19 protein-coding genes are annotated in these 23029 nt (G+C 62.7%); 11 read left to right on the top strand and 8 right to left on the bottom strand.

The features are described 5' to 3' along the window. The first annotated feature begins 335 nt into the window (after nt 1-335). The 3 genes from HHL25_RS01670 to galE all read left to right on the top strand — a co-directional run bounded on the left by HHL25_RS01670 (nt 336) and on the right by galE (nt 4705). Nucleotides 336-2375, top strand: a complete 2040-nt coding sequence (locus HHL25_RS01670; RefSeq protein ID WP_246701671.1) for an O-linked N-acetylglucosamine transferase, SPINDLY family protein — start codon at nt 336-338, stop codon at nt 2373-2375. Between the two features lie 90 nt (nt 2376-2465). After that, entirely contained in the window at nt 2466-3623 is a 1158-nt protein-coding gene (gene glf, locus HHL25_RS01665) for a UDP-galactopyranose mutase (protein WP_169586632.1), read from the top strand. 95 nt (nt 3624-3718) lie between these two features. Next, complete coding sequence (galE, locus tag HHL25_RS01660) at nt 3719-4705, top strand: UDP-glucose 4-epimerase GalE (protein ID WP_169586630.1); 987 nt, start codon at nt 3719-3721, stop codon at nt 4703-4705. 73 nt (nt 4706-4778) lie between these two features. Here the strand turns inward: galE and HHL25_RS23670 are convergent, their stop codons facing one another. The 4 genes from HHL25_RS23670 to HHL25_RS01640 form a co-directional block, all read right to left on the bottom strand. Continuing rightward, a complete protein-coding gene (locus HHL25_RS23670) occupies nt 4779-6314 on the bottom strand; it encodes a GumC family protein (RefSeq protein WP_169586628.1) in 1536 nt (511 codons plus the stop codon). A gap of 163 nt (nt 6315-6477) precedes the next feature. Next, complete coding sequence (locus HHL25_RS01650; RefSeq protein WP_169586626.1) at nt 6478-7554, bottom strand: glycoside hydrolase family 5 protein; 1077 nt, start codon at nt 7552-7554, stop codon at nt 6478-6480. 13 nt (nt 7555-7567) lie between these two features. Continuing rightward, the gene (locus tag HHL25_RS01645; RefSeq protein ID WP_169586625.1) at nt 7568-8623 is read right to left on the bottom strand and encodes an acyltransferase family protein; all 1056 of its coding nucleotides are present in this window, start codon (nt 8621-8623) and stop codon (nt 7568-7570) included. Nucleotides 8624-8699: 76 nt separating this feature from the next. Continuing rightward, nucleotides 8700-9953, bottom strand: coding sequence for a hypothetical protein (locus HHL25_RS01640; protein WP_246701670.1), 1254 nt, complete (start codon nt 9951-9953; stop codon nt 8700-8702). A gap of 260 nt (nt 9954-10213) precedes the next feature. Between HHL25_RS01640 and HHL25_RS01635 the strand changes: the two genes are divergently transcribed. The 3 genes from HHL25_RS01635 to HHL25_RS01625 all read left to right on the top strand — a co-directional run bounded on the left by HHL25_RS01635 (nt 10214) and on the right by HHL25_RS01625 (nt 12745). Further along, nucleotides 10214-11842 (top strand): TadE/TadG family type IV pilus assembly protein, encoded by a 1629-nt coding sequence (locus HHL25_RS01635; RefSeq protein WP_169586623.1) that lies wholly within the window; start codon nt 10214-10216, stop codon nt 11840-11842. A gap of 139 nt (nt 11843-11981) precedes the next feature. Then, entirely contained in the window at nt 11982-12371 is a 390-nt protein-coding gene (locus tag HHL25_RS01630) for a group II truncated hemoglobin (protein ID WP_169586621.1), read from the top strand. 5 nt (nt 12372-12376) lie between these two features. Beyond that, nucleotides 12377-12745, top strand: a complete 369-nt coding sequence (locus tag HHL25_RS01625) for a DUF423 domain-containing protein (RefSeq protein WP_169586619.1) — start codon at nt 12377-12379, stop codon at nt 12743-12745. Between the two features lie 18 nt (nt 12746-12763). Here the strand turns inward: HHL25_RS01625 and HHL25_RS01620 are convergent, their stop codons facing one another. From HHL25_RS01620 to HHL25_RS01610, 3 genes are read right to left on the bottom strand one after another with little or no spacing between them, the layout of a single operon-like run. Continuing rightward, entirely contained in the window at nt 12764-13144 is a 381-nt protein-coding gene (locus HHL25_RS01620; protein WP_169586617.1) for a VOC family protein, read from the bottom strand. Between the two features lie 48 nt (nt 13145-13192). Further along, nucleotides 13193-13459, bottom strand: coding sequence for a hypothetical protein (locus HHL25_RS01615; RefSeq protein WP_169586615.1), 267 nt, complete (start codon nt 13457-13459; stop codon nt 13193-13195). Then, nucleotides 13456-13851 (bottom strand): DUF2325 domain-containing protein, encoded by a 396-nt coding sequence (locus HHL25_RS01610; RefSeq protein WP_169586613.1) that lies wholly within the window; start codon nt 13849-13851, stop codon nt 13456-13458. The genes HHL25_RS01615 and HHL25_RS01610 overlap by 4 nt, the downstream gene beginning before the upstream one ends. Nucleotides 13852-14146: 295 nt before the next feature. Between HHL25_RS01610 and HHL25_RS01605 the strand changes: the two genes are divergently transcribed. The 4 genes from HHL25_RS01605 to HHL25_RS01590 all read left to right on the top strand — a co-directional run bounded on the left by HHL25_RS01605 (nt 14147) and on the right by HHL25_RS01590 (nt 20775). After that, on the top strand, nt 14147-15508 hold the full coding sequence (locus HHL25_RS01605) for an NAD(P)-dependent oxidoreductase (protein ID WP_169586611.1): 1362 nt from the start codon (nt 14147-14149) through the stop codon (nt 15506-15508). A 27-nt stretch (nt 15509-15535) separates the two neighbouring features. Beyond that, entirely contained in the window at nt 15536-16849 is a 1314-nt protein-coding gene (preA, locus tag HHL25_RS01600; RefSeq protein WP_169586609.1) for an NAD-dependent dihydropyrimidine dehydrogenase subunit PreA, read from the top strand. Nucleotides 16850-17061: 212 nt separating this feature from the next. Beyond that, entirely contained in the window at nt 17062-19746 is a 2685-nt protein-coding gene (locus HHL25_RS01595) for a bifunctional diguanylate cyclase/phosphodiesterase (protein ID WP_169586607.1), read from the top strand. Between the two features lie 102 nt (nt 19747-19848). Then, complete coding sequence (locus tag HHL25_RS01590; RefSeq protein ID WP_315853006.1) at nt 19849-20775, top strand: DMT family transporter; 927 nt, start codon at nt 19849-19851, stop codon at nt 20773-20775. Here the strand turns inward: HHL25_RS01590 and HHL25_RS01585 are convergent, their stop codons facing one another. After that, nucleotides 20776-21426: a TetR family transcriptional regulator C-terminal domain-containing protein gene (locus HHL25_RS01585; RefSeq protein ID WP_169586604.1), complete on the bottom strand. Its 651-nt coding sequence runs from the start codon at nt 21424-21426 to the stop codon at nt 20776-20778. A gap of 303 nt (nt 21427-21729) precedes the next feature. On the opposite strand from HHL25_RS01585, the gene HHL25_RS01580 reads away from it, so the two are divergent. After that, a complete protein-coding gene (locus HHL25_RS01580; protein WP_169586602.1) occupies nt 21730-22983 on the top strand; it encodes a Zn-dependent hydrolase in 1254 nt (417 codons plus the stop codon). Nucleotides 22984-23029: the final 46 nt, after the last annotated feature.

The raw sequence follows: 23029 nt of genomic DNA, 5'->3' as shown, positions 1-23029 counted from the left end.
AATCTGTCCCGGCAAAGTAAAGGCATTGCAAGGCCAAGCAGAAACCCCACAATTTCTGGGGAGGCAGCCAAACCGCATTAACCGCAGGTTAAGGTTTGCGACGTTTTGCGTCTTCATCCGACGCCAGCAGCCCCGCCCCTCCCAGGGAATGGACGGCACCGACCACGCCCTCCCGCTCCATGGCCGGTGGGCAGCGGCGGGCTTCGCGACCAACAGCCCGATGCGCGCAATGAGGCAAGCCCAAAGCAAGCTAGCACCTTTAGGGAGTGCGATAGCGTAGTTGCGTTCGTTTCAACTCGAGCCGTCAGGCCCCAAGTCGTGGAATGTCCTTGGTCATGAATAATATGTTCGCCTCAGACAGCATTGCGCTGTTCGCCTCCCTGCTGGAAAGGGCGCGAAACCAGCAATTGCCCCTCACCGAGCTGTTTCAGGTTGCCGAGACGCTAAGCGCCTCAGGCCAGAAGGCGCTTGCGGCCGAGCTCTACAAGGTCTGGATCGCCTTCAACGAGGCGAGCCCCTTCCTGCACATCGTCTACTTCAACTATTCGGTGACGCTCCGGCAGATGGACGACATCCCCGGATCGATCCACGCGCTGCGCGCCTGCCTGAAGCTCAATCCCGATTTTGCCCAGGCGCACATCAATCTCGGCCGCGCCTACGAGGATTGCGGCCTCAATCTCCAGGCGATCCAGCAGTGGCGCACCTATGTGGATGCAACCGGCGACATCACCCCGGATCGGACCAGCCACCGTCTGATGACCCTCCAGCATATCGGCCGCGTCATGGAAGGCGCAGGCCTGCTCGAAGAAGCCGAGACCGCTCTCTGGCAGGCGATCGAGTTGCGTCCCGACAAGCCCGAATCCGGCCAGCATTGGCTGTCGCTTCGCCAGCACCAGTGCAAGTGGCCGATCATCGTCACTTCGGAACACGTAACCGGCCGGCAACTGGTGGACGCCATGTCTCCGCTGCCCCTCGGCTGCTACTCGGACGACCCGCTCTTCCAGCTGGCCAAGGCGAGCCGCTACATCAAGACCCTGGTCGGCCGGCCCGACCTCAGCGAATTCCCCCGCAAGGCCCCGCGCCAGAAGACCGGCACCGGCGAGCGGCTGCGCATCGGCTATGTCTCGTCCGACCTGCGCGACCATGCCGTCGGCTTTGCCCTCCGCGAGGTGCTCGAGCTTCATGACAAGGAAAGCGTCGAGATCTACGCCTATTATTGCGGCGAACCGCGCGTGAACGATGCCACGCAGGAACGTATCAAGCAGGCCGTGGATTGCTGGCGCGACATCGCGACGATCGACGACGTTGCCGCAGCCCGACAGATCGCCGCCGACGAGATCGATATCCTGGTCGACGTCAACGGCTTCACCAAGCACGCCCGCACCAAGATCTTCGCCTACCGGCCGGCGCCGGTGAATGTCAGCTTCTGCGGTTATCCGGGCTCCATGGGCAGCCCCTTCCACCAGTACCTGATCGCCGACGAACAGATCGTCCCGCCGGAGACCGAGCTCTACTATTCGGAACGCGTCCTGCGCATCCCCTGCAACCAGCCGATCGACCGCAAGCGCGTCATCGCCGCCCCGCCGTCCCGGACGGAAGCCGGCCTGCCGGAGAATGCCTTCGTCTTCGCCTGCTTCAACGGCATGCAGAAGACGACCGCCGCCAGCTTCGCCCGCTGGATGGAAATCCTCGCCGCAACGCCGGGCAGCGTGCTGTGGCTGCTCGCCGGCGCCGATGCCGTCAACCAGCGCCTGCGCGACACGGCCGCTCGCTACGGCGTCGAGCCCGAGCGCCTGATCTTCGCGCCCAAGGCCGCAAACGCCCATCACCTCGCACGGATAGGCCTCGCCGACCTCTTCCTCGACACCTTCCCCTACGGCGCGCACTCGACCGCCGCGGACGCGATCACCATGGGACTGCCGGTCCTGACCGTGCCGGGCAAGACCTTCGCCTCGCGCTTCTGCAGCAGCATCGTGGCCGCAGCCGGAATCCCCGAGCTGATCTGCGAAACGCCGGAAGAATACCGGGAGAAGGCGATCGCCTTCGCCAAGGATCGCCCGAGCCTCGCAGCCGTCCGCGCCAGCCTCCAGAGCCAGCGCGAGACCAGCGTTCTGCGTGACATCCCTGCGCTGGTCCGGCGCCTTGAGGAGGTGTTCTGGCAGATCCAGGGCGAATGCGAGCGCGGCGAGATGCCGGTCCCGGATCTCACCAACCTCGACGTCTATTACGAGATCGGCGCCGAACTGATGCTGGAGAATCAGGAGTTCGAGGACGACGCCACCTATCGCCGTCGCTATCGCGAAAAGCTTGCCCGGTGGAACGACCATTCGCCCCTCCCCTTCGACAAGCGCCTCTGGACCAAGGAAGGCGCCTGAGACCGGACGACGGGAGCCGAAAGGCCGGCATGCGCCGCAGGCCGGTCTTTCGGGAAATGACGACGTAACGACGGACAGGATAAATCTGGAATGCACGCCAAGGGAACGATTGCAGTGGTGGGGGCCGGCCTTTCGGGGGCGGTGATCGGGCGCGAGCTTGCGGAAGACGGCTACCGTATCGAGGTTTTCGACACGAGAAGCCACATAGCCGGCAACTGCCACACCGAACGGGACACGGAAACGGGCGTGATGGTCCATGTCTATGGACCGCACATCTTCCACACGGACGACGCGGAAGTCTGGGACTACGTCAACCGCTTCGAGACCTTCCTACCCTACAAGAACCGGGTGAAGACGACGAGCAAGGGTCAGGTCTTCTCGCTGCCGGTCAATCTCCACACCATCAACCAGTTCTTCGGCAAGACATTTCGGCCGGACGAGGCGAAGGCTTTTATCGAGGAGCAGTCCGACAAGACGATCGCCGATCCCCAGACCTTCGAGGAGCAGGCACTGCGTTTCGTCGGCAAGGATCTCTACGAGGCCTTCTTCAAGGGCTATACGCAGAAGCAGTGGGGTTGCTCGCCGACCGATCTGCCGGCCTCGATCCTCAAGCGCCTTCCCGTCCGCTTCAACTACGACGACAACTATTTCTTCCACAAGTTCCAGGGCATGCCGGAAAACGGCTACACCGACATGATCGGCCGTATCCTCGATCATCCCTCGATCAAGGTTCATCTCGAGACCCGCTTTAACCGCGACCGGAACGGGGAATTCGACCACGTATTCTATTCCGGACCGCTGGACGGCTATTTCGACTATGAGAGCGGCCAGCTCGGCTATCGCACGCTCGACTTCGAACGCTTCACCTATGAGGGCGACTACCAGGGTTGCGCGGTGATGAATTACGGCGACGTTTCCGTCCCCTATACCCGCATCACCGAGCACAAGCATTTCTCCCCCTGGGAGGAGCATAAGGGCTCGGTCTGCTACCGCGAATTCTCGCGCGAATGCGGGCGCGAAGACATTCCCTATTACCCGATCCGTCTGGTGAAGGAGAAGGAACAGCTCGCCGAATACGTCGCCCGCGCCGAGAAGGAGGACGCGATCACCTTTGTCGGCCGCCTCGGCACTTACCGCTACCTCGACATGGACGTGACGATCCGCGAAGCGATCGACACGGCACGGCTCTATCTGGCGAAAGCCGCCGAAGGCGCCACCATGCCGACATTCTTGCATGCACCTGTGTAAGGCAACCATGGCCGCCCGGACGGACGATTCGACCCTTGAGGCTCGTCTTCCGCCGGTGCCGGCCCTGCCCGACCAACGCTCGCCCAAGGTGACCCATGAGCAATGAGACCATCCTTGTCGTCGGCGGTGCCGGCTATATCGGCTCCCACACCTGCCTCGCGCTCGCCGATAAAGGCTATCAGCCGCTCGTCTACGACAACTTCTCCAGCGGCCACCGCGAATTCGTCAAATGGGGGCCGTCCGAGGACGGCGACATCCGCGACCGCGAACGGCTGCGCGAGGTACTGGCGAAGCACAAGCCGGTTGCCGCCCTGCATTTCGCCGGCCTGATCGAGGTCGGCCAGTCTTTCAAGGAGCCGGAAGCCTTCTACGACGCCAATGTCGGCGGCTCGCTGACCCTTCTGCAGGCCCTGATGGAAGCCGACATCCGGTCCTTCGTCTTCTCCTCGACCTGCGCCACCTACGGCAAGCCCGAATACCTGCCGCTCGACGAGCGCCACCCGCAGAGCCCGATCAATCCCTACGGACGCACCAAGCACATCGTCGAGCAGGCCCTCCACGATTTCGACCTCTGCGGCCGGATGCGCTCCGTCATGCTGCGCTACTTCAACGCCGCCGGGGCCGATTTCGAAGGGCGGATCGGTGAATGGCACACGCCCGAGACGCACGCGATCCCGCTGGCCATCGACGCGGCACTCGGCCGCCGCGCGGTCTTCTCGGTGTTCGGCGAGGACTACGACACCCGTGACGGTACCTGCATCCGCGACTACATTCACGTCAACGATCTCGCCGACGCCCATGTCCGCGCTCTCGAATACCTGATGGATGGCGGCGAGACCGTCGCGATCAATCTCGGCACAGGGACAGGCACCAGCGTCAACGAGCTGATCGGGGCGATTGAAAACGTCTCCGGCCGCCCGCTACCAGTCGCGCGGACAGAACGTCGCCCGGGCGATCCGCCGATGCTGGTCGCCAACAACGAGAAGGCGCGCAGCGTTCTGGGCTGGGAGCCGAAACACGGCATCGACGACATCATCCGTTCTGCCTGGAACTGGCATTCACGTTTCAACGGACACGCGTGACGACCGTCGCGATAAGCACGGTCCCAGACAAGACCCGGATCGTGCGATCTTCCGCGCCGTCAGGCGGAAACCATCACCGCGTCCGCAGATAGAGTGCCCGTCCGACCGCAGCGAGCACCGCAAGGCCGAAGCCGAACACGGCACCGCCGAAGACGCCGGCCAGGAACAGGATCTTGCGGCTCGGACCGTCCGGCGCCTGGGCGGGGACTGCCTGCGAGACGATCCGGACGTTGCTCTCGTAAAGGTTCTTCTGCGCCGCTGTCTCTTCCGTCCGCTTCAGCACGGCCTCGTAAATATCGCGCGCCGCCTTGGCCTTGCGTTCCAGTTCGCTGAGCTCGATCAGGCTGCTCGAACTCGTCGCCTGGCTCGCCTTCTGGATATTGATCTGCTTCAGGAGGTCCGCCTCTTCCCTCTGCGCCGCCTGATAGGCGCTGCGGGAGGCGGCCACCATGCGGCCGAGCTCCCCACTGATCTGGTTCTTGATGTCGCCGAGCGAGGCCTGGGCGGCCTGGAGCTGCGGATGACGCGATCCGAGACGCTGGGTGAGGCTGCTCACATTGGCAGACTGGGTGGCATACTGGTTCCTGAGATCGGCCAGTGTGCGCGAGGCATTGACGTTGCTCGGATCGGCGACCAGCACGTTACCGATGTCGAGCTTGGATACGGTGTCGAGCTGGGCCTTGGCCGCAATCGTCTTGTGTTGCGCCGCGACGAGCAACTCGTCGAGCGACTGGAGGCGCGTGTCGGCGATCATGTCGCCGCCCACCGAATAGAGATCGTTCTTGGCGCGATAGTCGCGGGCAGCGGCTTCCGCATCGATGACCGCCTGCCGAAGCGCGCCGAGCCGCTGCGTCAGCCCTTCATTGGCCGTCTCGTAGCTGCTTTCGGCGTTGAAGCGGGCGTCCTTGAGATAGGCCGCCACCAGCGCATTGGCGATATCGGCCGCCTTGTGCGGCTCGCCGGCCTTCACCTTGATCTGGAAGATGAAGGTGCCGTCCTGACGGCTCACCTCGATACGCTTCACCAGCGTTGCGAGCACCGTGTTGAAGTCGACGGCCGGATCTCCGGAGAGCTTTCCGAGGAATTCCGGATCGGTCCCGAGCTTCAGGTTCTTGGCAACGTCCTCCAGCACCGAATAGGAGGTGATGATGCGTGTCTGGCTGTCGATGGTCGCATTGAACACCTCCGACGAGATCACCTTCTCCTCGCTGACGACGTCGACCGCGAACTTCTGCGGATCGAAGTAGAGCGTCGCGGCGGCACTGTAGACCTTGGGCAGCAGCGAGTTCAGCGCGCCGCCGACCAGCGCGAAGACCACCGCACCGGCAAGAACGGGCGTCCGGTAGCGCCAGGCGGACGAAAGCACGAAGGCGAGGTCGAAGACGAAAGGTTCTTCACGGCGGATGGTATTGGCGGCGCCAGGCGGCGGGCAGTCGACCGGCCCCTCTGGATGGCATCGTTCAGACGGTCGCGACGGGTCGCCCGACGACCCGGTTCCCGAAGGCGCGGAAGAAGCACGCTGTGCGGCAGCGTCATCCCTGGGCGCGCCGAGATAGCGACGCACACCGCAGTTCTTCCTGTCCTCCGGCTCTGAGAAATAATCGCCCACGCGTCTACAATCCGATGTCTGGCCGATATCCGGCCGAGTTGGTCGTCAGCTCCCGCTCCTTCGGCAACCGCAGCCCCATGACGACATGGCACGGCACTTCGCCGAATCGATCGCGAGAGATCGGCTCCTGAACAAACCTTGAAACTTTATCGTTAATGAAGTCTTAGCCCGGACCCGGAATGACCGCGCAGGCCCCTGCCCCGGACCCCTTTGCCGAGAGCGCCGGCTTGAGCGCCGAGAGCTGCTTGCGGTCGCCCTTGGCAGTCGGCTGGATGTTGTTACCCTCGGTCGGCGGCCACCAGTCGCCGCCCGCCCAGTAGGTCCAGCCGAGCCAGACGTCGGAATCCGCACCGACCTGATCCGCCATCTTCTCGATTCCGGCGAGGCAGGCAGCCTCCGACGAACCGCCAAACTCGCCGAGGAAAGCCTTCTTCCCGTGTTTGCGCAGCCAGGCGGAAAGGTCGCCGATGGCCGCGACCGCCTTGTCGGCGTTGACGCAGGCCTCGTGCGTACCGGAGAAATCGGCGTCCATGTACTGATGGACCTCGAAGGCAAAGTTGCCGCCCGGATCCTTGACGCCGAGCATGACCTCGCTGTTCGCGCCCTGGCCGAGATCCGACTGCCAGCTCGCCACACCACTCCAGTAGGTGCCCGGAACGAGGACGAGATTGCCCGCCTTCACCGCCCGGATGCCGGCGATCGCCAGATTGGCGGCCTCAAGCCAGTCGCGCGGGGCGATGTCGTGGGGCTCGTTCATCAGGCCGAAGACGATGCCCTCCTCGTTGGCGAACTCTGCCGCAAGCCGGATCCAGAAATCGGCAAACAGCCGGGGGGGCAGGTCCGTCGACCCCACCTTGAGGTCGCCATAATAGCCGAAATTGTGCGGATCGAGGATCACCGTCTGGCCGAGCCCGCGAAAGCTCGCCACGCTTGCCTTCAGCCGCTCGAGTTCGATTGCGTCGAACGGCTGGCCAAGGCTGGGCTGCAACCGCTCCCAGCGGAACGGAAGCCGGACCGTATCGAACCCCTTGGCCGCGAAATAACCGCGAGTGCGCTCGGAGGGATAGGTGAAGTTCACCCCCTCCTGCCCGTTGGCATCGCCGTATTCGGCCCCGGAAAGGTTCACCCCGCGAAAACAGAGGTCGCCGCTTCCGGCCTGGGCCGCAGCGCCAAATCCGAGGCCAAGCATCACGGCGATGGCACCGGCGCTTTGGAGTGAAGGCTTCAGGGTCCGGTTCATCGCGATCGTCCCGTCAGACGGACCGCGCCGGCACCGGGCGGGTGCCGCGGCTGAAGCGGACCGAAGCGAGCAGCCTGCCGACCGGAAGCTCGAACAGATAATAGCTCGCAAGCCCGATCAGCGAGGACGCGACCATCATCGCGACGACGAAGAGCACGTCGCTCTGCAGAATGGGCATCACCAGCGGATAGATCATCCGCATGCCGGCCAGCGTGAAGGCGTGGGTGAGGTAAATCGAATAGGAAGCATCACCCAGCACCTGCAGCCAGTGGAGCGACCGGTGATCGCGGACCTCGACCGAGGTGGCCGCATAGACGATCAGGATCGAGGGTATACCGATGGTGAAGAACCGCGGAAGGTCGACCTCGAGAAAATCGAGATAGAGCAGCGCAGCGAAACCAAGAAGCGCCATGGCGCCGGCCACCGTGATCGGCAGACGATGTCCGGCCTTGTAGAGATGGCCGAGGACGGCGCCTGCGACGAATTCGAAGATGACCGAATCGCCGTAGAACCGGCCGACCGTCAGATCCGGCAGGACCAGCGTGCAGACGAGAAAGATCGTGGCGATCAGCGCAACCAGGCCGGCAAGCCGGAGCTGTCGCGGCAGCAGAAGGCAGAAGCCGAACAGCAGGTAGAAGAACATCTCGAAATTCAGCGTCCAGCCCGGAACGATGACCGGCGCGATCATCCGGCCTTCGGGATCGGCGGGGTTGATCCACGGCAGGAAGAAGAGCGAGGCGAGGATATGCGGCACGTCGAACTGGGTCGACTTCAGGATCTGCGGCATGACGAAGGCGACCGTCGCGGCAAACAGCGTCATCGCCCAGTAGAGCGGCACGATGCGCCGGATGCGGCGCCACCAGAAGTCCCCGACGCTCATCGGCTTGTCGCAGGTGGTGATCCACATGACGAAGCCGGAGAGCACGAAGAACAAGTCGACCCCGCTCTTGCCGAACAGATAGTCGTTCAGCCACGCGTCCGGCGCAAGCTTCTGGAGCTGCAGGATCGCATGGAAATAGACGACGAGAAGGGCGGCGATCGCCCTGGTATATTGCAGTTGAACAAGCATATGGATCGTCTGACCGTAAGATCTACGAGGCGCCGGGTCTTTGGCGGACAATAGTCCGACACCCGCAGCGAGGTCTTCAATGATCGCCGGGCGGAGTTAATTTAGTCTCACCCTCCGACGACTTCATGAAGCCGACGAGAAGCCACAGCAGGGCGCCGACCTTGATGGAGAAAATCGCGTTTCCGCCGATCATCATGTTCATGAAGATGAAGATGGCGACCGCATAGGCGCAGCGCTTCTGGTCGTCGGTCAAGCCCGCCGGGTAGAATGTCACGAAGGCCCAGAACACGACGAGGCCGAAAACCGTGCTGGCATTGATGATGTAGATATAACCGCTATCGGCGAAGCTGCCGACCTCGCGCACCTGAAGCGCGAGAAGCGAAACGAAGTCGAGTTCGAAAAAACCCTTCATCGTCAGGACGATACGCCCGTCGAGCGTGTCACCGGAGGCATCCGGCCTGAGGAAATAGACGAGCGCTCCGGCCAGGATCACAGCCGGCATGATCAGCGGGCGAAATAGGTTGCTGAGCTTCGGGAAGACGAAGAAACCGGCAAGGCAGAGCAGCGAGAAAAACAGCATGCTCCGCGAATCGTTGGTGAGCAGGATCAGCACGATGGTCGAGAGCATCAGGACGATGTCGGATCGGCGAAGCTGCTTGAACCGGCTGACCAGATAGATGTCGAGGACGCCGGAAAAATTGGCGAGCGACACCTGCTCGAGAAAGACAGAAGCCGTGCGGTGATCGCTGAGACCGAACGAGAAACGCCCCGGAATCTTGACCGCGTTCTGGAAGATCTTCGATCCGCCGAACGAGATCTGCTCCAGGCCACGCGTGTTGGAAAAATAAAGTGCCGGATAAAACAGGTCCTCGTAGATCTTGGTGAAGAAGATCTCGACGACCAGAACGGCAAGCACGACCAAGCAGACGAAGCGGAAGACAAAGGCGACCGTCGCCTCGTCGGTCATGCGTCCGAGTTGGCAGAAGACCGCGATGATCAGCACGTTGCGCAGGAAATCGACGAACAGCATGCCGTTCGCCACCGACATATAGACGGTGACGATGCTGAAGAAGCCGACCAGGAAGACGATCGACAGAGCCTGCTGGGTGAAACCGCGATAGAGCAGGTAGAGCAGCGAAATGCCGAGCAGGCCGATTTCGGCCAGCGCCACATGGGCAAAGCCGAGTGGCATGACATGCGCGTTGATGATCGCGAGCAGACCGTTATAGAGGGCTGCCGCCGGCACGACGCCACGCACCAGAAAGCCTTCCCGCCCGGCGGTTCGGGCAAGGCCATGGGGCTCAGTAGTTTTCCATGCGCCGGCGTCCATGGATCAGCCATAGCCGACTCGTGCTCGAAGTTGAAGGAGAGCCCTCCCCCTCGCCTTGACTGAGACTGAATCTGGCGAGTGACACGGGGCCAGGACACAGAGCGGTATTTTATTGTCCCGGGACAAGTGACGCATACCTGCGACATATTCGGGCAAAAGCCCAAATTGCGGGCAGTAATCCTGTGCTCCTTAAATGTCACTTAGGAATTTGCGCATATTCGGATTTACATATGTAATACAATTCGGAAATGCCCTTCCCCATGATAAGCACCGTCTGCCACCTCGTTCGCTCGAAGAATGGAAACTTCGGCATCATGACGGCGCTTCTTGCCGTTCCCCTGACCCTCGCGGCCGGCATGGCGCTCGACGTGACCCAGCTGCAGCTGCGGGCCATTCATCTCCAACAATCGATCGATGCCGCTGCACTGGCGCTCGCTGCGCAGCCGGATCTTTCCGACGCGGACGCAAAGACCTTCGCCGAGAACATGATCAAGGCCAACTTCAAGGAACTCGTGCTCAAGGTCGAGATCCAGCGCGGCACCAATCAGACGACTCGTGTCGTCGCCAACAGCGCCCTGCCGACCACCTTCATGCAGATCGTCGGCGTGAAGGAAATGAACCTCGTTCGCGAAGCGACCGCCGGCATCGCCGAAACGAAATACGAGGTTGCGCTCGCCCTCGACACCACCGGCTCGATGGAAGGGGGAAAGCTGAGTGCGATGAAGGCTGCGGCGACGACGCTGATCGACGAACTCGATGCGCAGGTCACAAAGCCGGAAAACCTCAAATTCGCGCTCGTGCCGTTCAGCACCTTTGTCAATGTCGGCCCGAGCTACGGCCCGCAGGTCGTACCGAATGTTTCCTTCTCCGCCGGCACCTCCTGGCTCGACACCTACGGCGCCTCGCCCATATCGCAGTCGGACTTCGGCCCGAACGTCAGCCGTTTCATGCTCTACACCCATCTCGGCCACAGCTGGAAAGGCTGCGTCGAGACCCGGCCGACCTATGGCGGCAAGAACTACGGTGTGCTGGACACGGCGCCGGATCCCAACATACCGGCGACACTCTTTGTTCCGGCCTTTGCCCAGGACGAGCCGCCGTTCGCCTGGAACGGCTCCTCCTGGGACCTGCATGGCAACGACTATATCAGCGACGGCGGCGCCGCGATCCGCACCCACACCTGGACCGAGCGTCGCGTTCGTTACGGCGTGCCGGTCGACAACACGACCAACCAGGTCACGCAGTGGAAGAAGGGCTTCCCCACCTGGACCAAGCCGACGCAGGACAACAGCTCGACCACGCTCTATTCGAACTACAAAGCCCACAAGGGGCCGAACTTCCTCTGCGAGACACAGCCGCTGATGCCGCTGACCTCTGATTACGTCAAGGCCAAGGCTGCGGTGGACAGCCTCGTCGCTGCCGGCAACACCAATATTCTGGAAGGCGTGGCCTGGGGCTGGCGCGTTCTGTCGTCCGGCCTTCCCTTCGCCGAGGGCGGCCCGGAAAGCGATCCGAACCTCACGAAGATTCTCGTCCTGCTGACTGACGGAACGAACTTCTTCGGCGTCCTGAACAACAAGCTGAACTCGAGCTATTCGAGTTTCGGTTATCTGGTCGACGGACGTCTCGACGGCATGACCTCCGGCAGCGAGGCGACGGCGACGCCGAAGATGAACGCGATGACGCTCGCGGCCTGCACCAATGCCAAGAGCACCGGCGTGGTGATCTACACGATCCTGCTCGAGGAGAACAACGCGACCACGAGCACCCTGCTCCAGCAATGCGCCTCCAAACCGGAATACTTCATCAATGTCCCGGACCGCTCCGGACTGCAGCAGGCCTTCGCCCAGATCAAGACGCGGCTGCTGAGCACCCGCCTGACCAACTGATCCGGCAAGGTTCCGGATCGTCGCATCCAACCGACTACGGCGGCCGGGCCGGTGCGCCGATTGCCGCAGCGGCCGCTCCGCGGTTGCGCCGGTGACGCGGTTGCGGCTAAGACGTCCTGAACGATTTCAGGACGAACCCGTGACGGAAGAAACGATCACCCTCTACGAGGCCATCGGCGGCGACGCGACCGTTCGCGCGCTGTGCCGGCGCTTCTACGAACTCATGGATACGCTGCCGGAAGCGCAGCGCTGCCGCGCCATCCATCCGCCGGACCTGACCGGCAGCGAGGAAAAGCTCTACGAATATCTGACGGGTTACCTCGGGGGCCCCCAGCTCTATATCGAAAAGCGTGGGCATCCGATGCTGCGCCGTCGCCATTTCGTCGCCGAGATCGGTCCGGAGGAGCGCGATGAATGGCTGCTCTGCTTCCGCCGCGCACTGGACGAAACCGTCGAACACGAGAAACTGCGCGCCATCATCTGGGATCCGGTCGAAAAGCTGGCCCACCACATGCAGAACAAGGAATAGCCCCGATGGCTTTCTTCGACCGGGCTCGGCCGCTGCTCCTTTTGCTGGCGGGATTGATCGGCGCGGCCGGCGTGGCGCTCACTGCCGCCTCCACCCATCTCGGCGCGGAGAGTTTTCTCGGCCCCGCCTCGGCCATGTGCCTGGCCCATGCGCCGGCGATCCTGGCGCTCTATCTGGCCAATGACAAGGTTCGCACGGCAAGCCTCGCGGCGCTGACCATGGCGCTCGGCACCGTGCTCTTCGCCGGCGATCTCGCATCCCGCCAGTTTCTCGGCGCGAGCCTCTTTCCAATGGCGGCACCAAGCGGCGGCATGCTGATGATCGGCGGATGGATCATCGTGGCCCTCGGCGCATTTCTTCCCGTTCGGGCCTGACCCACGTTCCTCAGCGGCTCAAGCGAGCGGGCGCAGCCTGCGGCCGAAGAGCAGAACATTGCCGTGCGGGTCACGGATATGAAAGCGCGTAACGTCGTCCTCGTCCGCGTCGAAGCCACTGACAGGCTCGACGCCGCGGCGACGGAAATCATCGAAGAGAGCGTGGAAGGCATCGAGGCGGAAGAAGACGGAACTGTTCTCGCAGAGAGTCGGATCCTCGCACTGCCAGAAATGCAGTTCGAGCCGTCCACGACGAACAACGAGATATTCGCCGCCCTTGTCGCTGACCTCGAATCCCAGCCGTCCGGCATAGAAGTCGCGCGTCTGCTGGAAATCGAGTGACGGCAATATTGGCAGCACTTCGACACGTCCTATGTCGACCCCGCTCTCCACATTCATCCCGCGCTCTCCTCTCCGCTTCCTGCCGCCGGGGCAGGTTACGGAGACTCAACCGCGCTGACGCGATGCGTTCCGCTGCCACCGCGGCAAAGGGAAATCGATTATTTTAGCATCGCATCGCGAGGCCCCGGCGTAAATGGGGCGATTGTGACGTTCGTGCAAGCCCGGCAGGCGGATGATTTCGGCACTCTTTGCGCGAACCGCCGCAACATCGTTCAAACGTTCGTGAAGCGCCGGGATCAGCCCGTCGCCGTTCTGCTGGGCGAGTTTGTGCAGGCCGACCAGCAGTGCCGGATCAATGTCGTCGTCAATCATGGATTGTCATTCCTTTCATTCAGCGTCTGCAGCGCCCGCTCGAGACTGGATTTCGAACCGTTGCGCAACGGGATGAAGGTCTTGCCGAATTTCTTGCAGCCGCTCTTCACCCGCAGACACGCATCGTGGCTGATACAGTCGATGGGGCAGAAGACGCAGTCGACGGAGGGAAGGACAGTGTCGATGCGCGACACGGCCTCCCTCAGGCCACCGTCGTGATGGATGAGTTCGGCCCCGAAATTGCTGGCGATCTGGCGCAGATGGGCGACCTGGCAGTCGCGTCCGCCGACATAGAGGAAGCTCCTGACGTCGACGCCCTGCCGACCGTCTGCCGAGCCCGCCGCCGGCCTTGCTCCACCCTTCTGTTCGTCACGCTTCTTCTTCTTTGCCATGCCCGAAATGCTCCTTTCGCCGTCCTACCGGCAGCCTTGGAGTCGGACCCTACAAAACATGACAAAACGAGTAAAGTATATACTTGATAATTTTCCTCATATTTATCGCCAATGATGATATCCGCTCGAATGGTCGGCGGGAGGAAAGCCGCCGGACCGCACGCGCAGGATGGGACGAGATCCCCTGCCCCACATGGCTTTGACCGTGCTCAAATTTGAAACTTTTACCGTTTGATAAATTTTTTTTCCTGAGTTAGCCTGTCTGCAATCGCACCATAAAAAAGAGGGAACTTCGATGCGACGACTGGAACCGGGCCTGAAGGCCGGGCGGCTTGATGCTGCCGATTATGCGAAGAATTTTTCCGACCTCCACCCGCGCCTCGGCGATCATGAGGCGCTGGTTGCCTCCGACCGTTGCTACTTCTGTCATGACGCTCCCTGCATGACGGCCTGTCCGACGTCGATCGACATCCCGCTGTTCATTCGCCAGATCGCCACCGGCAATCCGATGGGCTCGGCCAAGACCATCTTCGACCAGAACATTCTCGGCGGCATGTGCGCCCGCGTCTGTCCCACCGAGACGCTGTGCGAGGAAGCCTGCGTCCGCAACACCGCCGAGGAGCGTCCAGTCGAGATCGGCCGCCTGCAGCGCTACGCGACCGATGTCGCGATCGATGAAGGCCGGCAGTTCTACACGCCGGCCGCGGCAAGCGGGAAGAAGGTCGCCGTTGTCGGCGCCGGCCCGGCAGGTCTCGCCTGCGCCCACCGCCTGGCGATGAACGGCCACTACGTGACGATCTACGATCACAAGGAGAAGGCCGGCGGCCTCAACGAATACGGCATCGCCGCCTACAAGACGACCAACGACTTCGCCCAGAGGGAAGTCGACTACGTCCTGTCGATCGGCAACATAGACGTCGTCAACGGCGAGATGATCGGCCGCGACTTCACGCTGGCCGACCTGCAGTCGAAGTTCGACGCGGTCTTCCTCGGAGCCGGCCTCGGCAACGTCAACGCACTCAACATTCCAGGCGCCCATATCAACGGCGTCACGGATGCCGTCGAGTTCATCGCCAACCTGCGCGAAGCGACGAGCAAGGGTGACGTTCCGGTCGGCCGCGATGTCGTCGTCATCGGCGGCGGCATGACCGCCATCGACGCCGCCGTGCAGGCGAAGCTACTGGGCGCCGAAAACGTGACGATCTGCTATCGCCGCGGCAAGGAACACATGAACGCCTCCGAATTCGAGCAGGATCTCGCCGCCTCGAAGGGTGTCCACATCCGCCACTGGCTGCAGCCGAAGGACGTGGCCCATCATCATGGCCATGTCTCGGCCATCACGCTGGAATACACCCACGTCGAAAGCGGGCTGATGAAGGGCACCGGCCACACGGTCGAGATCAAGGCGGACCAGATCCTCGTCGCGATCGGCCAGAAGCTCGATGCTCTCGGCCTGGACAACCTGAAGATCGAAGGCGGCAAGATCGCCATCGACGCGGAAGGCCGCACCTCCATCCCCGGCGTCTGGGCCGGCGGTGACTGCGCCTTCGGTGGCCAGGACCTGACGGTTTCCGCCGTCGCCATGGGCCGCGACGCGGCCGAATCCATCAATCGTTCTCTCGCCGTCTCCTCGGCGGGAGCAAGTGCTGTCGCTTGATCCGAAGAACATTGAGAGGAACGAACAATGGCTGATCTCCGCAACAATTTCGTCGGCATCAAATCGCCGAACCCCTTCTGGCTCGCGTCTGCACCGCCGACCGACAAGGCCTACAACGTCGAACGTGCCTTCAAGGCCGGCTGGGGCGGCGTAGTCTGGAAGACCCTCGGCTCGGAAGGCCCGCCAGTCGTCAACGTCAACGGCCCGCGCTACGGCGCGATCTGGGGCGCCGACCGCCGTCTTCTCGGCTTGAACAATATCGAACTCATCACCGACCGCCCCCTGCAGATCAACCTGCAGGAAATGAAGATGGTGAAGAAGAACTGGCCGGACCGGGCGCTCATTGCCTCGATCATGGTTCCTTGCGTCGAGGAAGAGTGGAAGGCCATCCTCCCGCTCGTCGAGGAAACCGGCGCCGACGGTATCGAACTGAACTTCGGCTGTCCCCACGGCATGTCCGAACGCGGCATGGGTGCCGCCGTCGGACAGGTGCCGGAATATATCGAAATGGTCGTGCGCTGGTGCAAGCAGTATTCCCGCATGCCTGTCATCACCAAGCTGACGCCCAACATCGCCGACATTCGCAAGCCGGCCCGCGCGGCGAAAGCTGGCGGCACGGACGCCGTCTCGCTGATCAACACGATCAATTCCATCGTCTCGGTCGACCTCGACAACTTTGCCCCGAACCCGACGGTCGGTGGCAAGGGCACCCATGGCGGCTATTGCGGCCCGGCGGTCAAGCCGATCGCGCTCAACATGGTCGCCGAAATCGCCCGTGACCCGGAAACCTACGGCCTGCCGATCTCCGGTATCGGCGGCGTCACCACCTGGCGCGACGCGGCCGAATTCCTGGTCCTTGGGGCAGGCAACGTGCAGGTCTGCACGGCGGCCATGACCTACGGTTTCAAGATCGTCGAGGAAATGATCTCCGGCCTGTCCGACTGGATGGATGCCAAGGGCCATCGCAACCTCGACGACATCACCGGCCGCGCCGTGCCGAACGTCACCGACTGGAAGTATCTCAACCTCAACTACATCGCCAAGGCGCATATCGACCAGGACGCCTGCATCAAATGCGGCCGCTGCCACATCGCCTGCGAGGACACCTCGCACCAGGCGATCACCGCGATGGTCGACGGTGTGCGCCATTTCGAGGTCAAGGAAGAGGAATGCGTCGGCTGCAATCTCTGCGTCAACGTCTGCCCGGTCGAGAACTGCATCACCATGGTCGGCCTCGAACCGGGAACGCTGGACCAGCGCACCGGAAAGCCGGTCGACCCGAACTACGCAAACTGGACCACGCACCCGAACAATCCGACGGCCGTCCAGGCTGCCGAGTAACGGCTCGGACCCTGCTTTCGCTATCGAGCTCCCCGGCAACGGGGAGCTCTTTTCGTCTGTGGCGGACGAGACAGGCCCAACCGCCAATTGCGGCGACATTTTACGCTTTCAATTCAACACATCTTCAAGGGTTTCGTGAAAATGTGCTTTTTTAGCACGGACCGAAGCACGCCCCTTGGTTGCCAGGTCCGTCAAAGGGGAGCTACCGGGGCATGGGCAAACGGATCAGGAGGAATGGTTGGGGGGCCTTAGGCGCCACGCTCCAATACTATCTCCCTGCCCTCGTCGTCGTGGCGGCCGTCTCCATCGCGCTCTTCTACGCAGATCAGCAAAAACAGCGCATCTATCAGGACAACCTCCGAAATCGCGCGGCCGAAGAACTCGGCCTCGTGCGTGCGCGTTTGGAAGGCGGGATCAACGCCAACATCCAGCTCGTGCAGGGGCTGGTGGCCGTCATCGAGACGGAGCCGGACATGAGCCGGGACCGCTTCGCCGGTCTCGCAGGACGAATCTTTGATGCGCCGCATCAGTTGCGCAACATAGCGCTCGCTCCCGGCCTCGTCGTCAAACACGTATATCCAACGGTCGGCAACGAGCGCATCCTCGGCTTCGACTACCGCAAGAACGAGGTGCAACGCGACGCGGCCCTTCGGGCACAGGAGACCGGCAAATACGTCATCACCGGACCTGTCGACCTTGTTCAGGGCGGCCGCGGCCTGATCGTGCGCTACCCGGTCGTCGTCGGTAACGGCCATGGCGGACGGACCTTCTGGGGGCTGATGTCCGCCGTCATCGACATCGACAAGCTCTATGCCTATGGCGGACTTACCTCCGGGAAACTGGGCATCGACGTCGCGATCGCCAGCAAGACCGCCGACGGGAGCCACGATAAGGTATTCTTCGGCGATCCGGCCATCTTTGCCGCCAGCCCCGTCGCCATGCCGATCAGCTTCGGCAGCGAGAGCTGGGTGATCGTCGCAACCCCCAAGGGCGGCTGGAACCAGCCGGCGCCCGACCTCTGGATGACACGCGCGCTGATGCTGCTGGTCGGCTCGATGATCGTCGCACCGGTTCTCTGGGTCGCCCGGCTGTTGCGCGAGCGCCAGGCCAACATCGCGGCGCTACGCCAGCGCGAGGAAGAACTGCGCGCCATTTCGCACCGCCTCGAGATCGCCCTGGAAGCTTCGCGCATCGGTGTTTGGGAACTCGACATCGGCAGCGGCCGGCTGCACTGGGACGCCCGTATGGCGCAGCTCTACGGCCTCGAGGTTCCGCCGGACAACACTTACACCACCTGGCGCAACGCCCTCCACCCGGACGACATCGAGGAAGCGGAACGGGTGTTCCGGGTCGCGCTGGAAAGCGGCAAGGACTATGTGACGGAATTCCGCATCATCACGGGCACAGGCGAGATACGCCACATCCGCGCCTTCGGCACGACCTATCGCGACTCCCGCTTCCGCAAGAAACTGGTCGGCGTCAACTGGAATGTCACCGCCGACCTTCGCCTGCAGCAGGAACTGCGCGAGGCCAAGCAGCATGCCGAACTGCAGAATCGGGAACTGGAGCAGGCACGCCAGCACATGGAGCACAACTCGCTCCATGACGCTCTGACCAACCTTCCGAACCGCCGCTATCTCGACCAGTACCTGATGACACTGAATACCGGGCTTGGCGACAACGGCAGTGCGACGGTCCTGCATATCGACCTCGACCGCTTCAAGGACATCAACGACACGCTCGGCCATGGCGCCGGCGATGCTATTCTCAGGCACGTTGCGCAGAAGCTCAAGGAAAACACCCGCAACGACGATTTCGTCGCCCGCATCGGAGGCGATGAATTCGTCGTCGTCTGCGGCAACAAGCCGGACGACAATGACTACAGCGATCTCGCCCGCCGCCTGATCGACGCGGTTTCCACGCCGATCACCTATGCAGGACACGAATGCCGCGTCGGCGCCTCGGTTGGCATTGCCACCCGCGACACCGCCGACGTCCAGGCGGAGCAACTGCTGGTCAATGCCGACATCGCCCTCTACGAGGCCAAGCGCCACGGCCGCAACCGCGTCGAGCGCTATACCGACCGGTTGCGCTCGCTGACGGTAAACACCAAGAAGACGGCCGACGCCATTCTCCGGTCGCTGGAGCAGAACGACTTCATCGCGTTCTTCCAGCCACAGTTCGACGCCCACACGCTGGAAATCACCGGCGTCGAGGCCCTGGCCCGCTGGGACCATCCGGAACGCGGCATTCTCGGACCGGACACCTTCCTGAAGATCGCCGAAAGCTTGAATGTCGTCTCGCAGATCGATGCGGCCATCCTCGACCAGGCCCTGCTGCAGCGCGCCCGTTGGCTCGCCAACGATCTGCCAATCAACAAGGTGTCGGTCAATATCTCCGCCCAGCGGCTGTTCGACGAGAGCCTTGTCCAGCGTCTGGAGACCCTCGACCTGGTGCCCGGCAGTCTCTCCTTCGAGCTTCTGGAATCGATCTCGTTCGACGACAAGGGGGCGGCCGTCACCAGAAGCATCGAGCGCATCAAGGCCCATGGCATCGACATCGAGATCGACGATTTCGGCACCGGCTACGCTTCGATCCTCAGCCTTTTGAAGCTCTCGCCGCGCCGTCTCAAGATCGACCGCCAGCTCACCGCCCCGATCATCGTCTCGTCTGCCCAGCGGCGGCTGATCAGTTCGATCGTTGACATCGGCCGCTCGCTCGGCATCGAGATCGTCGCCGAAGGGGTCGAAACCATGCAGCATGCCGCAATTCTGCGCGACCTCGGCTGCCAGACCCTCCAGGGCTATGCACTGGCCCGTCCGATGGATGCCAACGCCTTCCTCGACTTCGCCCGCAACCGCGCCTGGTTCCCGGCGGACGCCGCCGAGGCGGTCTGACCGGAGCTTCCCGCAAGCTCTCGCGACCTTTCCATTGCCTGCACCAGCATGCTAGGCACGTGGCATCGATTTGCCGCCCAACACAATCCGACGAAGTGCCCAGTGACAGATTCCCAGACGGCGAGGAGCCGACACAATACCCATGCCCAGGGAACGGAAAAGCTGAAGGCGCATCTCGCGGTTCTGCTCTTCTCGATGCTGATCGCCGGCTCCTTCTCCTTCGGCGGGCTGGCCGCCCGCCGGATCGACCCGATCGCACTCCAGGGCCTGCGCTACATCGTCACCGTCGCGGTCCTCGCGCTTCTCTGCCTGAAGGCCGGCCTGTCGCTGAGACTGCCGCGTGAACCTTGGCGTTTCGCCGTGCTCGGGTTGCTGATGGCCGTCTACATGACGACCATGTTCATCGCGCTCGAGTTCACCCAGCCCGTGGCGACGGGGGCTGTCTTCACCCTGATGCCCTTGATGAGCGCGGGCTTTGCCTGGCTGCTGATGCGCCAGCGCACACGCCCCGGCGTCTTCGCCAGCCTCCTGATTGCCGCGAGCGGTGCGATCTGGGTGATCTTCCGCGGCGATCTTGCCGCCTTGGCCCGCTTCGACGTCGGCCGCGGCGAGATGATCTATTTCGTCGGCGTCGTCTGCCACGCGATCTATGTGCCGCTGCTGAGGCTCTTTAACCGCAAGGAAGCGCCGCTGATCTTCGTCCTGTGGGCAGCCCTCGCCACCCTCGTCTTCATTCTCGTACCCGCAGCGCCGCGCCTCGTCGAGGTGGACTATCTCGCCATTCCGCCGGTTGTCTGGTTTGCCGTCTTCTATCTCGCGATCATGACCACGGCGGTGACCTTCTTCCTGCTGCAATATGCCTCGATGCGGCTGCCGGCGCCGAAAGTGCTGGCCTATGGCTATCTGACGCCGACCTTCATCATCGTCATGGAAGGCTTGCTCGGCCACGGCTGGGCACCCGCCCCGATCTTCCTCGGCGCGCTGGTCACCGCCTGCGGCCTGCTGGTCATGGCCTTCCTGCCGGATTGATCAGGTCGGACGCGGCTCGGGTTTCAGGCCGCGCACGAACATCGCCTCGAGAAAGCGGGCGGCATCCTCGAAACGGCTGTCGCTTCGCGGCCCCTCGCCGAGTACGGCGCGCACCTGCACGTCGAAATCCGCATAATGCTGCGTCGTCGACCAGATCGAGAAGATCAGGTGATAGGGATCGCAGTCGCGCACCTTGCCGGCCTTGATCCAGGAGCGGATCACGTCGGCCTTCTCGTCCACGAGCGCCTTGAGCGGCCCTTTGAGGACATCCTCGATATGCGGCGCGCCCTGCAGGATCTCGTTGGCGAAGAGCCGGCTCTCGCGCGGAAAATCGCGCGCCATTTCCAGCTTGCGGCGAATATAGGAGCGCACTTCCTCTTCCGGATCACCTTCGGCATCGAAGGCCTTGAGCGGCTCCAGCCAGTTCTCCAGCACCCGGTCGATCAGTGCCCGGTGCATGGCCTCCTTGGTACGGAAATAGTAGAGAAGGTTGGGCTTGGACATGCCGGCCACTTCGGCGATCTGGTCGATGGTCGAGCCCCTGAACCCTCGAAGCGAGAACACGTCGAGCGCCGCCCCGAGAATGATCTCTTCCTTTTCCTCCTGGATGCGCGTCCGCCTTTGTGTTTTCGCCGCCCTCGGTATCGCCATCAGCCGCCCGTTCCTGCCTTCTGTCCCAAGCCTAAAGGCTTGATCTTCATCAACTTTATTCGTGCACTTTTTTCGGGCAATTGCCCGCTATTTTGTCGTGATTTTTCGCGTTTTCCGTCTTGAGTGCCGCGATGGAAGTTGTAATGTTTACCAGTCGGTCAAATTATTGGACAGTTGCCAGACAAAGGCAACCGGCCTTTTCGCCAGCCAAACAAACAAAAGAATATTGGCTGTCGATGACCAGGGGAATAACGGGGCATGTGACTTGCATGACCCCTCGAAGAACAGGTGAGGATGACTGCAATGACGGTTCAAACCGGCGTGAACTTGCGCGTGAACGGCGATCGCCTTTGGGATTCGCTGATGGACATGGCCAAGATCGGCCCCGGCATTGCCGGCGGCAACAATCGCCAGACGCTGACCGATGCGGACGCCGAGGGCCGCGCCCTCTTCCAGAAGTGGTGCGAAGACGCCGGCATGACCATGGGCGTCGACAAGATGGGCACCATGTTCATGACCCGGCCCGGCACCGATCCGGACGCGCTGCCGGTCTATGTCGGCTCCCACCTCGACACCCAGCCGACCGGCGGCAAGTATGACGGCGTCCTCGGCGTTCTCGCCGCGCTCGAAATCGTCCGCTCGATGAACGATCTCGGCATCAGGACGAAGCATCCGATCGTCGTCACCAACTGGGCCAACGAGGAAGGCGCACGCTTCGCGCCCGCCATGCTCGCCTCCGGCGTCTTTGCCGGCGTCCATTCGCTGGACTATGCCTATGGCCGCCAGGACCTCGACGGCAAGACCTATGGCGACGAGCTGAAGCGCATCGGCTGGTTGGGCAACGAAGAGGTCGGCGCCCGCAAGATGCACGCCTACTACGAATACCACATCGAGCAGGGTCCGATCCTCGAAGCCGAAGAAAAGCAGATCGGCGTGGTCACCCACTGTCAGGGCCTGTGGTGGCTCGAATTCACGCTGACCGGACGCGAAGCCCATACCGGCTCTACGCCGATGAACCTGCGCGTCAATGCCGGTCTTGCCATGGCCCGCATCATGGAGATGGTCCAGGCGGTTGCCATGGAGAACCAGCCGGGCGCCGTGGGTGGCGTCGGCCAGGTGAAGTTCTCGCCCAATTCCCGCAACGTGCTGCCGGGAACGGTTATCTTCACCGTCGACATCCGCACCCCCGACCAAGCCAAGCTCGACCGCATGCGCGCGAAAATCGAAGCCGAGGCCGCGAAGATCTGCGAAGCGCTCGGTGTCGGCTGTTCCGTCGAGGCGGTCGGCCACTTCGACCCGGTGACCTTCGACCCGAAGCTGGTGGCAAGTGTCCGCAATGCCGCCGAGCGCCTCGGCTACAGCCACATGAACATCATCTCCGGCGCCGGCCACGACGCCTGCTGGGCGGCCAAGGTCGCACCCGCCACGATGATCATGTGCCCCTGCGTCGGCGGCCTTTCGCACAACGAGGCGGAAGATATCTCCAAGGACTGGGCAGCCGCCGGCTGCGATGTCCTGCTGCAGGCCGTGCTCGAGACCGCGGAGATTGTGGCGTGAGCACGCCCGCGCTCCGCAGCCCCTGCCAAGCCAGTCGCACTGCGCG

This window comes from Rhizobium terricola, from assembly GCF_012927355.1.
Lineage (GTDB): Bacteria > Pseudomonadota > Alphaproteobacteria > Rhizobiales > Rhizobiaceae > Allorhizobium > Allorhizobium terricola.
Note: the sequence above shows the minus strand (reverse complement) of the source record. Positions and strands in the feature narration are given on the sequence as shown.

Bases quoted from the DNA above. Each gene is read 5' to 3' on its own strand.
- HHL25_RS01670 (WP_246701671.1), top strand. From the start codon at position 336: ATGAATAATATGTTCGCCTCAGACAGCATTGCGCTGTTCGCCTCCCTG.
- glf (WP_169586632.1), top strand. From the start codon at position 2,466: ATGCACGCCAAGGGAACGATTGCAGTGGTGGGGGCCGGCCTTTCGGGG.
- galE (WP_169586630.1), top strand. From the start codon at position 3,719: ATGAGCAATGAGACCATCCTTGTCGTCGGCGGTGCCGGCTATATCGGC.
- HHL25_RS01650 (WP_169586626.1), bottom strand. From the start codon at position 7,554: ATGAACCGGACCCTGAAGCCTTCACTCCAAAGCGCCGGTGCCATCGCC.
- HHL25_RS01645 (WP_169586625.1), bottom strand. From the start codon at position 8,623: ATGCTTGTTCAACTGCAATATACCAGGGCGATCGCCGCCCTTCTCGTC.
- HHL25_RS01640 (WP_246701670.1), bottom strand. From the start codon at position 9,953: ATGGACGCCGGCGCATGGAAAACTACTGAGCCCCATGGCCTTGCCCGA.
- HHL25_RS01635 (WP_169586623.1), top strand. From the start codon at position 10,214: ATGATAAGCACCGTCTGCCACCTCGTTCGCTCGAAGAATGGAAACTTC.
- HHL25_RS01625 (WP_169586619.1), top strand. From the start codon at position 12,377: ATGGCTTTCTTCGACCGGGCTCGGCCGCTGCTCCTTTTGCTGGCGGGA.
- HHL25_RS01620 (WP_169586617.1), bottom strand. From the start codon at position 13,144: ATGAATGTGGAGAGCGGGGTCGACATAGGACGTGTCGAAGTGCTGCCA.
- HHL25_RS01615 (WP_169586615.1), bottom strand. From the start codon at position 13,459: ATGATTGACGACGACATTGATCCGGCACTGCTGGTCGGCCTGCACAAA.
- HHL25_RS01610 (WP_169586613.1), bottom strand. From the start codon at position 13,851: ATGGCAAAGAAGAAGAAGCGTGACGAACAGAAGGGTGGAGCAAGGCCG.
- HHL25_RS01605 (WP_169586611.1), top strand. From the start codon at position 14,147: ATGCGACGACTGGAACCGGGCCTGAAGGCCGGGCGGCTTGATGCTGCC.
- preA (WP_169586609.1), top strand. From the start codon at position 15,536: ATGGCTGATCTCCGCAACAATTTCGTCGGCATCAAATCGCCGAACCCC.
- HHL25_RS01595 (WP_169586607.1), top strand. From the start codon at position 17,062: ATGGGCAAACGGATCAGGAGGAATGGTTGGGGGGCCTTAGGCGCCACG.
- HHL25_RS01585 (WP_169586604.1), bottom strand. From the start codon at position 21,426: ATGGCGATACCGAGGGCGGCGAAAACACAAAGGCGGACGCGCATCCAG.
- HHL25_RS01580 (WP_169586602.1), top strand. From the start codon at position 21,730: ATGACGGTTCAAACCGGCGTGAACTTGCGCGTGAACGGCGATCGCCTT.